The organism is Psychrobacter sp. M9-54-1 (assembly GCF_016613355.1).
GTDB lineage: Bacteria > Pseudomonadota > Gammaproteobacteria > Pseudomonadales > Moraxellaceae > Psychrobacter > Psychrobacter faecalis.
Genome location: NZ_JADGFW010000012.1, coordinates 1 through 15,291, shown reverse-complemented (window position 1 = coordinate 15,291; position 15,291 = coordinate 1). Strand labels below are relative to the sequence as shown.

General features: G+C 43.8%; 11 protein-coding genes and 2 tRNA genes. 4 read left to right on the top strand and 9 right to left on the bottom strand.

Annotated elements, in window-relative coordinates; all coding sequences use genetic code 11:
• Positions 1-133 precede the first annotated feature (133 nt).
• A complete protein-coding gene (locus IQ457_RS05720; RefSeq protein ID WP_200662419.1) occupies positions 134-1,771 on the bottom strand; it encodes an alpha/beta hydrolase family protein in 1,638 nt (545 codons plus the stop codon).
• 192 nt (positions 1,772-1,963) lie between these two features.
• Between IQ457_RS05720 and IQ457_RS05715 the strand changes: the two genes are divergently transcribed.
• A complete protein-coding gene (locus IQ457_RS05715) occupies positions 1,964-2,857 on the top strand; it encodes a methyltransferase domain-containing protein (RefSeq protein ID WP_200662418.1) in 894 nt (297 codons plus the stop codon).
• A 46-nt stretch (positions 2,858-2,903) separates the two neighbouring features.
• On the opposite strand, the gene IQ457_RS05710 is transcribed toward IQ457_RS05715, so the two are convergent.
• The 7 genes from IQ457_RS05710 to IQ457_RS05680 all read right to left on the bottom strand — a co-directional run bounded on the left by IQ457_RS05710 (position 2,904) and on the right by IQ457_RS05680 (position 13,503).
• Entirely contained in the window at positions 2,904-4,388 is a 1,485-nt protein-coding gene (locus IQ457_RS05710) for an ABC transporter ATP-binding protein (RefSeq protein WP_242465364.1), read from the bottom strand.
• 177 nt (positions 4,389-4,565) lie between these two features.
• Positions 4,566-6,248 carry an ABC transporter permease gene (locus IQ457_RS05705; protein ID WP_200662417.1) on the bottom strand — a complete coding sequence of 561 codons (1,683 nt, stop codon included), beginning with the start codon at positions 6,246-6,248 and terminating at the stop codon, positions 4,566-4,568.
• Positions 6,249-6,345: 97 nt separating this feature from the next.
• Positions 6,346-7,485 (bottom strand): Fe(3+) ABC transporter substrate-binding protein, encoded by a 1,140-nt coding sequence (locus IQ457_RS05700; protein ID WP_200662416.1) that lies wholly within the window; start codon positions 7,483-7,485, stop codon positions 6,346-6,348.
• A 225-nt stretch (positions 7,486-7,710) separates the two neighbouring features.
• Positions 7,711-8,472 (bottom strand): 16S rRNA (uracil(1498)-N(3))-methyltransferase, encoded by a 762-nt coding sequence (locus IQ457_RS05695; RefSeq protein WP_200662415.1) that lies wholly within the window; start codon positions 8,470-8,472, stop codon positions 7,711-7,713.
• 20 nt (positions 8,473-8,492) lie between these two features.
• Complete coding sequence (locus IQ457_RS05690; RefSeq protein WP_200662414.1) at positions 8,493-10,070, bottom strand: 3-deoxy-D-manno-octulosonic acid transferase; 1,578 nt, start codon at positions 10,068-10,070, stop codon at positions 8,493-8,495.
• Between the two features lie 187 nt (positions 10,071-10,257).
• On the bottom strand, positions 10,258-11,736 hold the full coding sequence (locus tag IQ457_RS05685; protein ID WP_200662413.1) for a tetratricopeptide repeat protein: 1,479 nt from the start codon (positions 11,734-11,736) through the stop codon (positions 10,258-10,260).
• A 114-nt stretch (positions 11,737-11,850) separates the two neighbouring features.
• Positions 11,851-13,503: a cardiolipin synthase gene (locus tag IQ457_RS05680; protein WP_200662412.1), complete on the bottom strand. Its 1,653-nt coding sequence runs from the start codon at positions 13,501-13,503 to the stop codon at positions 11,851-11,853.
• Positions 13,504-13,931: 428 nt separating this feature from the next.
• Here IQ457_RS05680 and IQ457_RS05675 point away from each other — a divergent pair.
• Positions 13,932-14,007 (top strand) — tRNA-Val (locus tag IQ457_RS05675).
• 51 nt (positions 14,008-14,058) lie between these two features.
• Positions 14,059-14,135: transfer RNA gene (locus IQ457_RS05670), tRNA-Asp, on the top strand.
• Positions 14,136-14,269: 134 nt separating this feature from the next.
• Here the strand turns inward: IQ457_RS05670 and IQ457_RS05665 are convergent.
• The gene (locus IQ457_RS05665; RefSeq protein WP_200662411.1) at positions 14,270-14,707 is read right to left on the bottom strand and encodes a CopD family protein; all 438 of its coding nucleotides are present in this window, start codon (positions 14,705-14,707) and stop codon (positions 14,270-14,272) included.
• A 60-nt stretch (positions 14,708-14,767) separates the two neighbouring features.
• Between IQ457_RS05665 and IQ457_RS05660 the strand changes: the two genes are divergently transcribed.
• Positions 14,768-15,247: a hemerythrin domain-containing protein gene (locus IQ457_RS05660; RefSeq protein ID WP_200662410.1), complete on the top strand. Its 480-nt coding sequence runs from the start codon at positions 14,768-14,770 to the stop codon at positions 15,245-15,247.
• The last annotated feature ends 44 nt before the right edge of the window (positions 15,248-15,291 follow it).

The following is a 15,291-nucleotide window of genomic DNA, read 5'->3' as shown; positions in this document are numbered from 1 at the left end:
ATAAAAACGACTTTAATAATTGGGCATTGTCTTTGCTGTTTTTAAAGGCTATTTCATAAAAAAACTGCACCCAAAGGATACAGTTTTTCGTGAGTAAGGCTACAGCTATTAGGACATTTAATTACAAAGCAGTTTAAACAGGTTTGAACTCTTGATTAAAGAACTCACGCGTAGCCTCAGTACAGGCTGGACTGACCAAATCACCGTGATAGTTGGTATAGAATGCCAATAGCGCCGCGACGCCTCCGTTGGGATCTGCATCGTCTTTGACTTTTTTCACACTATTACTAAAGTTGGTTTGTACTTTTTTGACTACATCGTTGACTTTCCAAGGGTTCATTGACGCTTGCCCAATGATAGTCAACGTTTGATAATCTGGGCGATCTGCTTCATTGTCTTTATCCACATCCAAAACCGTAATATTAAGTTTCTTAGCAGGATTTTTAGCCACTTCGGTCTGTATGAGTTTTACCATCGAGCCGGTATTGGTATCGAAATAAACCGTTGGGTCTTGGTTGCCGCCACAAATAAACGTTGGCATTGTAGGCACGTAACCACGTAAGTCATTATCCTTAAGCGCCTTACGCAGATTATTTTGCGGATTAGCAGCCGGTAAATTATTACTATTAGCTAATGTTAAACCATCAGGATTTTTTTGCGTATCTGCCACATAAGCCGCTCGGAAATCCGTTTTAATCAGATAATCGGTATCATCGTAGCCACCCAAGATAGAAAACAGCTTACCTGGTGATAGACCTGCCAGCCTTGGATCGCTAGGATTCTTTTGGAATAAAGCATTGTTAGGCAGCTTACCTGCTTTAACCAACTCGCCAAATGGGGTATTACTAGGCAACTGCGCGTCGGCATATTTATCCAAGAATATATCTGATTTTTTGCTATAGATATTGCTGTATTTTGCCTGCAAACCAATACCGAGCAGTGGGGCAAAGCGCGATGCACCAATATTGACGTTACCTCTAAATATTTCATCACCAAAAGCTGCCAAGGCATAAGGGCCCGATGATGGTGCAATCGCCGTCACTGGTTTCTTTTGCGCTTCTAACAATCTTGCGGTCGCCATGGTGACATAACCACCTTGCGAGTAACCAGCGATAAACAGCTTACCCGAATCATCAATTTTGCTGTAATTGGCATCATTGGCGCGTTTTTTGCGTTCGATAATGCTGCGCGCACTGTCTAGAGCATCGACCATGTCGGTTGACTGCTGCTGGGCGACCAAATAAGGATGGTAATCAAGTTTTGATTCATCGTAGCCTGCATAGTTAGGTGCGACGACGATATAACCTTGGGCGGCAAAGTTTGCGGCGATTAAGTTTGCTTCTCTTACTGCTGGATTTTTAGCATTGCCGACTTGGGCAAAGTCGTAGCCTTTATCCGTTGTCGTGCCATGCGCGTATAATAAGACAGGACGATCACCTTTACATTCGGCCGCGTCGCCAGTCGGTAGCATCAAAGCGGCTGTAGCATTGGTATCTTCATCGGCAGCGCCTTTGGTATCATAAGTGACTTTTTCTATGGTAACACCGCACTTAGCAACAGGCGTTGCTGTACTTCCCAAACCAATAATGCTATTGATATCATTTGCCGTAAAGGTTTTTATAAATTTGGCGCTAACAGACGGCGCTGAAACGTAATGATCATTATCATCGTCATTACAACCAACAAGTAATAAGCTACTGGCAATCGCTAGCGATAATAGACCACGCGTCATGGCGGGTTTGTTTATAATAGAGGTATTGGGTAAAACCATGATTGCTATCCTTAGCAGTGATAATGCAAAAAATTGCCTAAAATCCTAGGCAATGGACAAGTGTAGTTTAATTAAAATAATTTAATAAAAATTATGGCTGCAACCCTACTATTTATACGCTAAAACCCTATTAAAATCCAATAAAAGTTATAAACAACCAATGCAAATATTTTAGATAAAACAGAGCACTTTATGAAACAAAAAGAGAGCCAAGCAAGCAGTCCATCCATTAATCATGCAACTAGCCAGCCAAGCAAACAAGCTATCATACCGCCCATTGCACAACCCGACACGCGTACAGATCGCAGCTTTGACGCGATTGCCGATCACTTTGAAAAAAAGGTTTATGGCGGCTTAAAGGGCGACATTCGTCTGGCAGTATTGCGCCGTGATATTTTTGTCTATTGTGCGCAGATGAGCCAAATGCTTGGGCGACCGTTACGTATTCTAGATGTCGGCGCAGGACTGGCGCAAATTGCCATTGAGCTTGCCAGTCAAGGACATACGCTGGTTATCAATGATATTTCAGCCAATATGCTGGAGAAAGCGCAAGCAAACGCTGAAAGCGTCGAAAAGGATTTAGATATTAGGTGGTATATTTGTCCGTATCAAGAGCTTGAAGAAAAGCTCGCGAGTAACACAGAAAAGTTTGATTTGATTATGTGTCATGCGCTGCTTGAATGGTTGGCAGAACCTGCCGCGGTGATGAATTTTTTTGATAGGCACTTGAGCGCAAATGGCGCGCTATCGCTGTGCTTTTATAATCCAGCAAGTTTTGATTATCGCAATCTTATTATGGGTAATTTCAACTTATTAGATAACAGCGAGTATAAAGCAGACAATAAAAAAAGCCTCACGCCCAACCATCCGGTCGCTAAAGAAGAAGTCGACTCTTGGCTAAATGCGCATGAGTATCAAACCATACTTGCCAGTGGCTTGCGGGTATTTCATGATTATGCGCCGCTTAAACGTGGTGGTCACAATGACCCTGAAGCTGTTATACGCATGGAGCTGCGCTACTCGCAACTCGAGCCGTATAAATGGCTTGGACGCTATTTGCATATATTGGCAACGCGTCACGCTTAACGTCTTCGTTAAATTTAAAAAGTATTGCCAAGCTTAAAACTGCTAATTATCTGATTTCTTCCACGCGCTCGGATCTATCGTACTCTGACCAAGTGGTAGCATTGATGTCTTTTTCATCAAACACCACCACATGCTCTAAGATAGGTAAGATACCAATTTGCGAGCCAATCTCATGGTTATGATGACTGGCAACGAGGGACAATACGGTTTGACCGTCAGCAAGCTGTAAGCGATATAGATAGTTTGCGCCGCGAAAGACGCGTCCGACGACTAAAGCCGTCTGCGTACTTTCATCGTCATGAACGATATCATCAGGCCGTACCAAGACCTTAATCGGTGTGCCGTTTGGATAATCGTACTCGCAATATAGTGGCTGCCCTAACTCATCATAGACTTCCATACGCCGATAAATATCACCAAGCGCGGTTTCGACATGACCTTCTTTGATGATGCCATCTATCATTGCCCCCTCGCCGACAAACTCAGCGACAAACGGACTGACCGGCTCATGATATAGCTCACTTGGCGTCGCCCACTGGACCAATTTACCTTTATCCATGACCCCGACTTTATCCGCTAAAGCAAAGGCTTCGTTTTGATCATGGGTAACCAAAATAGCGGTGGTATTGGTACGTTTAAGGATATCACGCACGCTCATCGCCAGTGATTCACGTAGCACCACGTCCAAATTGGAAAACGGCTCATCAAGTAGCAAGAGTTTAGGCTTTGGTGCCAACGCACGTGCTAATGCCACTCGCTGCTGCTGACCACCCGATAGCTCATTAGGACGTTTATCGGCATGTTCCGTCAATTCGACAAGTTCTAGCATTTCTTTAATACGCGCTTTTTTATCGGCCGCCGTCCACTTATTAAGACCAAAAGCGATGTTTTTTGCCACGCTTAAGTGTCCAAATAACGCATAATCTTGAAAGACCATGCCCATACCGCGCTTGGCTGGCGCGACCGCAAATTTGGTGCGCGCTGTCTGCTCGGTGAGACGCTGATTGCTTAAGCAAATTTTACCGCCACGACTCTGCTCCAACCCAGCAATCGCCCTTAACGCCGTGGTTTTACCGCAGCCGCTATAACCCAAAAAACAGCCTATTTCACCTTGCTTTAAATCTAACGATAAGCCATTCACGATAATCGTATCGTCATAGCCAACGATTAAGTCTTGCACGCTAAAGTAAGCGTCATCAGCACCGGTGTTGTTAGTCGATGCTTTAATAGCTTGGTTATTTTGCGATTGGCTCTGTTCTGCCGTTTCTTGATTTGAGACAGACTGATTTATAACGCTTTGATTTATAACGCTTTGGTTTAAAGTACCTTGTTTTGATATGCCTTGTTTTAATATATTTTGTTTTGCTGTATTTTTAGGCAAGCCTTTATCCGCTTGCAGCTTTGCTACTTGAGCTTTGGTTAATAACGTTGTCGGTGGTTTTTTCACATGCTCCGGTCTTGGCTTGCCGCCCACCTTGACAGATTTAGACGCTGCTGGATTGGTTGAATCGTTCATCAAGTCAGTATACATAGACGGTACCAGTAAGCTGTTAGTGAATAAAACCTTTTATTGACACGGTTTTTAATATGGCTTTTTTAATATGTTTCTTTTTCAAAGAAACTGTTTAACTACTATTTAACTAGGGCTAGTTGATTAAGGCTCTTTGATTATAGCGCTTGGATTATGGTTACTTAACGATAAATGCGCTTAACTTTGTTTATCGCTTTGACGCAGCAATATCCAAACAGGAATAAGACCAACCAGCACAATCAACAAACTGGGCAGAGCGGCGCGTCCCCACATGCCTTCGCTGGTCATCTCAAATACCCTTACTGCTAGCGTATCCCAGCCTTGTCGCCGCGTCATCAAGGTAATCGGCATCTCTTTCATGACTTCGACAAAACCCATTAATAACCCAGTCAATACCCCGGGGCTAAGTACGGGTAGCATCACTTGCCGCCAGCGCTGATACGGGCTATCACTGAGTAATTTAGCTGCCGCTTCTTGATTGACGGTCAAGCGCTGTAACTGACGATCTACCGGCTGAAAGCTTACCGTCATAAAACGCGTCGATAAGGCCAGCAGCATCACAATCACACTACCGGATAAAAACTGTGCTGAAGTAATACCAAAAGCAATGAGCTGGTTATCAAGCCACGCTATCGGAATAAATATCCCAACCGCCAAGACCGTACCCGGCACCACATAGCCCAAATTGGCTAAGGTAGTCATGAGTTTGGTCGATTTATCCGGATATTGACGCTTGATCCACGCAATAATAATCGCCAAAAATGCGATAAATATGGTGGTCATACTCGCAATCATAAGGCTATTGGTGACAAAATCAATATAACGCGCATCAAAGTCTTGCTGGAAATTTAAAGCGGTCCAATAAAGCAGCTGCAAAAATGGAATCAAAAACGCTATCAAAAACACCAGCGTGCAAAGTAGCGCCATGCCCCACTGCGCAGGTTTACTGGCTTCAAAGCGCTGACTACTACCCTGCGTCACCGTATTACCGCGCTTGGCCTGCCAATATTGCTCAAACAAGACGACAATAAAAACCACGCCGATTAATAACGCGGCCAACTGCGCGGCAGTGGTTAGACTAAAAAATCCAAACCATGCTTTATAAATTGCCGTTGTAAAAGTATCGACATTAAAGACCGATACTGCGCCAAAATCTGCCAGCGTTTCCATGCTAGCAAGTAGCAAACCACCAATGACCCAAGGCAGCGCTTGTGGTAATGCCAGCCGAAAAAACACCTTACTACGACTTAAGCCAAGCATCTGCCCCGCTTCAATCGCGCGCCTGCCTTGCGATAAAAACGCTTGGCGTGCCAGCAAATAGACATAAGGATAAAATGCTAATGACAAGACTAAACCTGCGCCCCAAACATTACGTACCGACGGGATAGCGGTGGTAAAACCAAACTCTCTTAGAGCCGTTTGCAGCGGTCCACTAAAGTCAACGATACCGACAGTGACAAATGCTAAAACATAAGCGGGCATCGCTAATGGCAGCATCAGCGCCCAGGCAAAAAACCGCTGTCCCGGAAAGCGGTACATACTGGTCACCCACGCAAGTGCCGTTCCGATAACGCCAGAAATCAGTGTCACCATCAGCAATAAAATGACGGTGTTTTTTAACACTTGCGGCAACACATATTGACGCATGTGCGTCCAAATATCAGCGACCGGCTGCGTCCATGATAATAGTACGATTAAAATCGGTACGAGCATAAACAACGAAATCAGTCCTAAGACTGATTTCGAGATAATACGTTTGCCGACGACATGGTCTTGACTGATAGACGAGCTTTTATTGTCGTTATTAGCTTCATTGACAGTATTGTCTTGTTTAGCAGACGCTTCTGGCATTGTTATCATAAGTTGTTACCGTGTCATACGCATAATGACGCGATTAGATGCTAGATGAATAAACATCTAATCGCTAAAAACCAACCGCTCAGCGACTTGTAGCTTGTTATTTATAACCCGCTTTATCCATCATTTGAATGGCTTGGGTTTGTAGCTCACCAAACTTCTGCACGCTGATACTATCTTGTTTAAACGGACCCCAAGATCTGAGTAGCTCTGACTCATCGATACCTACTTTTACAGGATACTCTTTATCAGAACTGGCATAAAGACCTTGCGCCTCATCAGAAGATAACCACTCCATCAATTTAAGCGCACCATCTGGATTGTCTGAGTTAGCGATAACCCCAGCGCCAGAGATGTTGACATGAGTACCAGTCGTGCCTTGGTTCGCCCAAAATATTTTTACAGGGAAATTTGGTTTTTCATCAAGCAGGCGACCATAGTAGTAACTATTGGCAATACCCACTTCACACTGACCAGCGGCAATCGCCTCTAACATACTGGTATCATCACTAAAGACGTCCGTTGCTAAGTTAGCTACCCAACCACGAATAATTTCTTCTGTTTTTTCTTCGCCCAGATTTTCCATCATGCTTGCAACCAATGATTGGTTATAAACAGCTTTTGATGAACGCAGACAAAGTTTGCCTTTCCATTTTGGATCGGCCAAACCTGCATAAGTAGATAGTTGGTCGGCGCTAACTTTGCTTGGATCATAAAAAATTGTACGCGCGCGCAAAGATAGACCTGTCCACTGACCTTTTGGGTCACGGTATTTAGCAGGAACATTGGTTTCTAAGATAGTAGAAGACACAGGCTGCAATAAGCCTTGCTCTGCTGCTTGCCATAAGTTACCCGCGTCAACGGTTAATAACATATCCGCAGGCGTGTTTTTACCTTCCGCTTGCAAACGCGCCATCAATGGACCAGTTTTATCGGTGACCAGCTCAATTTTAACACCTGTTTTTTCGGTATATTTATCCAATAACGGTTTAATCAACTGCTCATTACGTGATGAGTAAATCGTAACCGTTTGCCCACCAGCGGCCGTTGCGTCATCATTTTTCGCCACTTCTTGCTCAGCGCCAGATTGTTCAGCAGTGGTTGTAGTGTCAGCATCCACGTTTTCTTCTGGCGTCGATGAGTTACTACAGCCCGCAAGACCCAACATCATGCCAAATACAGCAATGGGTAAAGTAAGCTTACTAGAAGATAGATTTGCACTGATAGCAGTTAATGACATGGCATTCCCCATAATGGTGCTACGGATAAGTGAGATAAGGCGACATTAAAATTATTAATAAATAATTGAATAGCGGGATAACGGGATTAATAAGACCTTAATGTCTAAGACACATTATACTAATAGAAATGAGATTAATTATCAATAAATTTATCTGGCCCTGCTGTGCCGATAAACTGGTCTAATTTTTAACAAGATATCAATGATTTATGTATTTGCCTGAGCTTAATCCTGACCTTCTAGTAACCACTGCCCTAAAATGACATTGACTGCGGCTTCGGTACGTAAGATGCGTGGCCCGATATTAACTGGCGTACATCCTTGCTCAGCAAGCAACTCAATCTCATAATCAATCCAGCCACCTTCAGCACCGATAAATACCATACTTGGTAAAGTCGATTCATGAGCTGACTTTGGTTTTGCCAGTGGTTGCTGGACATATTGCGCAAATGACAGCGCGCTATAAGGATGAGCAACGATAGCACGATTGGTCATTAAGTTTGCAAGCTTATCTTCAACAAAGGGTTTAAAGCGTTTTTGCAGGCTAATACGCGGCGCAATTGTGTCCACGCCTTGTTGCAGACCTTCTAACACAAACTCGTCAAGGCGAGCTAGCATTGGACTTTGCCAATAGCTTTTTTGCGTACGGTAGCTGTTGATAAGAATGATATCGTTAACGCCAAGCGCCGTCATATCCATGATTAGGCGGCGTAACACCTTTGGTCTTGGCAAGGCCAACACCACTGTAAGATTAAGCTTCGCTGGCGGATTGTTATTCAGCTGTATATCGCTTAGTTGAATACTATCGGAGGTAATGGTTTTAATGATAGCGCTACCGAGCTTACCGCCAAGCTGACCAATTTTTAACCTATCGCCTACTTGGGCATTTAGCACTTTATTCACATGAGCAATTTGCGCTAAATCATTGATATACGCAGACGCGTTATCATGTTGAAAGTTGGTCGCTGGCAATAATATACAGTTCATAGCGTCACTTATATCCGCTGTTAATTCACGTCTTGGCTCAGGTCTTGCTCAAAAGATGGTTTAGCGTATTGTTCAATAACACCTTCAATCATTGATAACTGCCGATGTAAGACTGCTTGCTGCTGCTCAGTTATTTCTGCACCCGCTTGCCCTGCTTGTTTTGCCAATTCCAAATGACTAAGCCAAAACTGTAGCTGCTGAAAAAGCAAACTATCATCATCGCTAGATGGCGGATTGCTCGCAATTTTCTGCTGCTGAGATAGCTGCTCATCAGTACCAATAGCGCTATAAAACGCATTGTTTGGCTGATATAACGCCCCGACACTAGCAAGCTTATCAACCACGCTTTGGCAAGACTGGGTATAAGCACCCATCAATACTGGCGTTGCTACGCTTGCCGGCTCAACGGGGTTGTGCCCGCCAATATCGACCAATGAGCCGCCTACCAATGCCACATCGGCAAGCGCATACCAGCGCATCAACTCACCCATACTATCAGCGAGATAGACTTGAGTATTTGCGCTAATGGCATCTTCAGCACTACGCCGCGCCATCGCTAATCCTGATTTTTCAATCAGTTCTGCCACGTCATCAAAACGTTCTGGATGCCTTGGCACGATAATCAGTAAGGTATTGGCTAACAAAGGGTTAGATAGGATTTGCTGCTGCCATGATAATACGATCTCTTCCTCACCGCTATGCGTGCTTGCTGCCACCCAAATCGGACGATCTGCTACGTCTAAATCTAAGTCCAAGTCTGCGCCATCGTTTACTATTTCAGCTTTTTCGCCACCATTATCATCATTCAGCTTCGGGGTATTAATGACCCATTTTAGCGAACCTGCCACCCGAATTTGCGCGCTATGAGCGCCTAATTGCCGAAAGCGTTTTGCCGATTCATTATCCTGCGCAATAATCAAACTCAAGTTTTTCATCATACTGGCACTGACGGCGCCAATTTTTTGATAGCTTTTAAAAGAAGACGCCGACAGCCGTCCATTGACCAAAACACTTGGAATATGATGCTCGGACAATTTAGTTAAGATATTGGCCCAAAGCTCGGTTTCTACAAACAGGGCGGCGACGGGTTGTACATGTCCTAAAAACGTCTCGATAACCGCAGGACTGTCGACTGGAACGTAACTATGACTTAAGCGACCTTGGGCAATATCATCGGCAAAGCGGCTAGCACCGCGCGCATATCCAGTCTGCGTGGTATTGGTCAACCATATCTGATAGCCTTTTGCTAATAGCGCATCCAGCAAAGGCGCGACGGTATTGGTCTCGCCTAAAGACACCGCATGGCACCAGATGACCTTTTTACCATTGCTCTCTTTAAGATTGCCATTTTCGATGGCAGGCGCATTAGGTTTAATTTTGGCATTAGGGACAGGCGGCGCAGGATAGCGCTTACCAAAACGCTGCTCGACTTCTTGCTGGTAATTATCACGCTTATGCGAGCGGCGCCATACTTGCAGACGATAGAGCGGTTTTAGCAAACCAATCGTCACCTGATAATAAATAGGTGGTTTATAAACGGCTCGGCTTGGCTGAGTCGACTTATCAAAAGAAGGTAAGGAATTATCAGAAGATGGCATGAAGAAGCCCAGATTAGTAATGGATCGGACGATAGGAAGTGACGTTATAAAATGACAATAAGAGATGCCAATAAAAAACGCGCCAATTCTACCTGAATTTAATGCTAAACAATAGTTTTAAAGCACTTGCTATCAGAAACAAAGATTTAAAAACGAGGATTTAAGAGCTAGAATTTAAAATAAGCATTTAGACAATAATGAAGATTAATATAGCAATAACAATGATTACCGCAAACAATAGCTGATAACGTTTGAGGCTATGCTGCTCTTGTTTTTGTGTGCTGATTAACGTTTGCGCTTGCCGCCATTGGCTCATCAAACTGGCCGCTTCTGGATGACCATTTTTGGCCGCTTGCTCAAGCCAGTATTTCCCATTAGTCATATCTTGCGGCACGCCAAATCCTTGATAGTAGAGCTTACTTAATAGGCGCTGGGCACGGCTGTCGTTTTTGCTCGCGGCTTTCTGAACCCATTCTACGCCTACTTCCATACCAGCCACTTTATCCGTATTTATTCCTTCACTAAGCAGCTCATACATCGCCAAACGTAGCATCGCCGCGCTATTACCTACATGGGCAGCGTCTTGCAATCTTGTTAGGGCTTGCTGCTTTGCTACCAAATGCTTTGCTGAAAACATAACTTGCGCGCGCGGTTTCTCTTGCTTAGCAATATGCTGCTCAAATTGATCTAAAACTTTACGGGCTTGCTCATACTCTGTCTTGCCAGCGCTTTGGGCGACGTCTATTTCATCAAGCTCTATCAGCAATTGAGTAAAAAGTTCTGGAGTTGGTGCGGGTTTTACTGTTGGTTTTACTGCAACTTCTTTTAACGCTGCTTGTGAAGATGCTACTGACGCAGTTTCTGCCGTTATAGTTTGTACAGTGGAGCTTTCTAATGAAGCGGTCGATAAATTAGGCTTTGCTGATACCGCCTCTGTTTGGACAACTTCAGGTATTGTTTGCAGCCCGTTATCAGCATTACTATTAACACGATTTGTATAAATGTCTTGTCTGCTATGCTGCGTCACACCTACTTCAGTCAATTTTTTATCGAAAGATTGCGCGTCATCTAAGGGTAATGTATAACTATTATTAATGGCGTTTGGCACTCTTGCAGTTACTGCTTGGTATAGCCCACTTGCCACCTGACCGCCTTGCACCGCTTGAAACGGTCTATCAATATGACCAAACATCCGCATTCCTATCGGCTCTAAAGCAAAAAATAGCGACTCAGTCGTATTAAACTGATTATTAACCTCACTATCATCGCGATAAACCACGGCCATATGCTGATAAAAGTCATCGGTCAGCAGCGGCAAGGCAGGATAACGCTTACGTAGCTCAAACTCACCGAACCAATGCGGCGTATACTGCCATTGCTGTGCCAATACGCGCCCTGCATAAAATGCCAAAAATACCATAAAATTACGATAGCGCTCATCTATTAATAGCGCCGCCTCATCCCAGCTGTCCGACTTAACCATGTCACGGCGTATCTGCGACAGCAAAGTATCTACGCGCTGTAAACTTGCCAGCGATTCATCGAGTGTGCATCGATGCAATTCCGCTTCATAAGCCATGCCGCCGGCAACAAAACGGCCGGCTAAAAAATCTTGCCAATAGCCTGCTGCGATATAATCAAGGGGCGTTAAGGGCGATGCAGACATAAGGCGAGCCTATCCTTTAAAAATTGAGCGTTTTGAAAACCAACATTTCAAATAATAATAACAATAAGATGGTAATAAAAATAAGTAGTTTACCTTAACCTAAAATCAAAAGCGCTACAATAAAGGACTAAATAAGCGCACCACATTATCAAATAAGCGCTCTGCTCCGTGGCGCTCTTGCCATTCTTCTAAACTTAAAAACCGACAACTCTGCAAGTAAACCTCTTGGCAATCCGCAACCTGAGCGACCATTTCTGGCGTATAAATCGCTAAGCTGACCTCCATATTTAAATAAAAACTGCGCATATCAATATTTACCGTACCAAACAGACAATAATCATCGTCAATAACCACGGTTTTAGCATGCAGCAGTCCACCTTTAAATAAAGCAATGCTCACCCCGGCTTCGAGTAGCTCTTGATAGTACGCTTGCGAGGCATGCTGCACCAAAAATGAATCCACTTTTTCGGGCACAATAACCGTCACCTCAATCCCGCGTTTGGCAGCAGTCGTCAGCGCCCCTGATAACGCTTCATCGGGGACAAAATACGGCGTGGTAATACGAATATGTTTATTGGCGCGATGTATCACCGTCACCAAGGTATTATAAATCACGTGCGCCGTCACTTGCGGCGCCGAAGGTATCAGCTGCGCCAGCACATTCTCAACGACTGGCATACGCGGTATCACAATCGATGTCGACCCAATCTCGGGTAGCTCATCTGTATCGCTAATCTCGTCTAACACTTTAACGCGGCTATTGATATCATTGATGGTCGGATTCATGACATAAAGCTTACGCGTATAATTATTCACGCGGTGATTGAGCGCATCGAGATTGTCTTTATTTTCCGCGCCAATATCGGTGACCACCACTTTTGCCATCGCTGTGGCAATATTTATCGGTTGTTGACTGACGCTGCGTATCGCCACATCAATCCATTGACCGACATTTTTATTTTGTTTAAAAAACTTTGGATCTACCAAGTTAAAGCTACCGATATAGCCTATATGTTCGTCAATGACGATAATCTTGCGATGATTACGTAAATCTGAGCGTTTAAATAGCGTCTTAAACAAACCAACCGGTAGCGACTGGTGTACAAAAACCCTAGCCTCTTCTAACAACCGATGCTGTTTGCTATTAAAAAAGCTAAAACTGCCCACACTATCCGCCAAAATATGACACTCGACGCCGCGCTGTACCGCTGCCATCAACGCGTCCATGACGTCGAGTATCTGACCTTTTGGATAAATAATATAAAACTCCATCAGAATAATGCGCTGAGCGGCATTAATATCTTCAATCAAGCGCCCAAAGATAGCATTCGGCGTGGTCAATAATTGCATTTGATGATTAGGAAACACCCCAAACCCTGTCCAGCGTGTACCGATTTTACTGACACCGCGATAATTATCGGGTAGCAGCTCTTGTCCTTCATCAAACACCATTTGCTCACGCTTGGCCATATCATTCATCAGTAGCCGCGCCTGATTCATGCGCGCACGATAACGTCGCCCAATCATCGGCTCACCCAATAAGATATAAGCGATAAAACCAACCAAAGGCAAAGTATAAAGCACAGCAACCCAAGCAATCGATACCCCAATATTGCGCTGCACCGAGACGATACGCAGGGTCATGACGATCATCAAAATCACGTGCAATATCAGACCCAATCCAGCAAAGTCTCCTACCGACCAGGTAGTAAAGTAGTCTTCAATAGACAGAGCTTCTATATTAAAATTATCTATGCTCACCTCCATGACCCTATATCACTCAAATCATTCATCTATTTATTAGTTATTAGCCCGCTGTTTTATTAAGTAGACGCCCTATAAGTAGACGTCTTGTTCGTTAGATGCAAAAAGCCTTATCAGTATAGTGACTTTTAGCAAGCACGCAATAGCCAGCAATATAGCGGCTATATAGTCTATCATCACCCTACTTACAGCTTAGTTTGAGCGGTAAGTAAGTTTATTAGCCATAATTTTAAAAATACTTAAAATAATATTTGACAGTCATGTGTAAATGTATATAATACACACCCACAGAGCGAGGCTTTAGTTAGTTCTCTTCTGTTGAAAGTTATTTAAAGGGTGACAGCTTTGAATGTTAAAACTTTCAGGAAATCCTATTTAAAGGATTTCCCTTGCGAAGCTAAAATTGCAGTGCAATTTTTTAACGCTTCTCAGGGTGATTAGCTCAGTTGGTAGAGCGTCTGCCTTACACGCAGAATGTCGGCGGTTCGAATCCGTCATCACCCACCACTCATTTAGCGAGTGGGTCTTTTAGAAGATGAAATGCTAAAGACGACCTAAGCAGCGGTAGTTCAGTTGGTTAGAATACCGGCCTGTCACGCCGGGGGTCGCGGGTTCGAGTCCCGTCCGCTGCGCCATATTTAAAACTTGGTTTTTAAGTACAAAGTTTCAACCTCAAGTATTCATTTACTTGAGGTTTTTTTGTGCTTGTTGATTTGTATTAGCTATTAATTGCTACTTAGCCCATATCATTTTATCTAAAAACTTCTCATTAAAACCCCGTACGGAACAGCGTACCAACCACGACGAACGCCACTGAAAATAACGTCACCAGAATAATATTGATGGCAAACCCATTCAAATTATTAGCGGATAAGCGCGGTATGACCCAAAAGCGCGCATGCATCGCGACTAGTGCCGTCAGTAATAATAAACTCAGCTTCATACCAATCAAGACACTGATGTCATTATCAAAGGCAAACCACATCTCTATGTTAGGTAATATCTTATATGCCATCCATAATCCAGTGATGATTTGAATGGCTAATGCCGGCATACCAATTTTTTCAAACTGCCCCTCAAATTGTAACAATGCGTCTAAATTACGTGAAGATAGCACTTTTGGCAGCACCACTAATGCTAGTATTAAATGACCACCTGTCCAAATTGCAGCCCCGAGTAAATGCAAAATTAAAAGATAGTTAAACATAAAATATGACTCCAAATAATGAATCAATCATGACTTCTCGAAGCATTAAGGTATTTAATTATGAAACGCGCCAATCAATTGCAGCCGCTGTCACGCCAGCACCATCTTGGGCTTAATCTGTCTCGCCATGCCAAAGAAAGCTTGGATGAACCCGAAGAGATTGCCAAACATTGGGACAATCTCACCTCCTATATTAACGACATGGCTTACCACTTCCAAATTGAAGACAACTTAATCGCTAATGCTTTAGAGCCGTATCGCGCTACTGAATCCGATGTGGCGTCAGTACTCGAAACCCTTGATGGACAGCATAAGCAATTACATCAACTGATAAATACGGTCGAACAATCACAAAAATCGGGCAATAAAGGGGTCAGCGTGGCACAAGTTCATGAGCTTGGCACTCTATTATACGACCATACTCGATTTGAAGAGCGCGAGTTATACCCGACGGTAGAAAAATATTTGACGGAAGCAGAATTAGATGCGGTTTATGAAGCCAGCCCTGATAGCATTAAGCGACCTGATGAGAGTCGCTAATATACTCTTAAAACCCCAGTTCGGGATAAGCCACATTGTAACTC

Coding starts and splice junctions, on each gene's coding strand:
- IQ457_RS05720 (WP_200662419.1), bottom strand. CDS start 1,771: ATGGTTTTACCCAATACCTCTATTATAAACAAACCCGCCATGACGCGT.
- IQ457_RS05715 (WP_200662418.1), top strand. CDS start 1,964: ATGAAACAAAAAGAGAGCCAAGCAAGCAGTCCATCCATTAATCATGCA.
- IQ457_RS05710 (WP_242465364.1), bottom strand. CDS start 4,388: ATGTATACTGACTTGATGAACGATTCAACCAATCCAGCAGCGTCTAAA.
- IQ457_RS05705 (WP_200662417.1), bottom strand. CDS start 6,248: ATGATAACAATGCCAGAAGCGTCTGCTAAACAAGACAATACTGTCAAT.
- IQ457_RS05700 (WP_200662416.1), bottom strand. CDS start 7,485: ATGTCATTAACTGCTATCAGTGCAAATCTATCTTCTAGTAAGCTTACT.
- IQ457_RS05695 (WP_200662415.1), bottom strand. CDS start 8,472: ATGAACTGTATATTATTGCCAGCGACCAACTTTCAACATGATAACGCG.
- IQ457_RS05690 (WP_200662414.1), bottom strand. CDS start 10,070: ATGCCATCTTCTGATAATTCCTTACCTTCTTTTGATAAGTCGACTCAG.
- IQ457_RS05685 (WP_200662413.1), bottom strand. CDS start 11,736: ATGTCTGCATCGCCCTTAACGCCCCTTGATTATATCGCAGCAGGCTAT.
- IQ457_RS05680 (WP_200662412.1), bottom strand. CDS start 13,503: ATGGAGGTGAGCATAGATAATTTTAATATAGAAGCTCTGTCTATTGAA.
- IQ457_RS05665 (WP_200662411.1), bottom strand. CDS start 14,707: ATGTTTAACTATCTTTTAATTTTGCATTTACTCGGGGCTGCAATTTGG.
- IQ457_RS05660 (WP_200662410.1), top strand. CDS start 14,768: ATGAAACGCGCCAATCAATTGCAGCCGCTGTCACGCCAGCACCATCTT.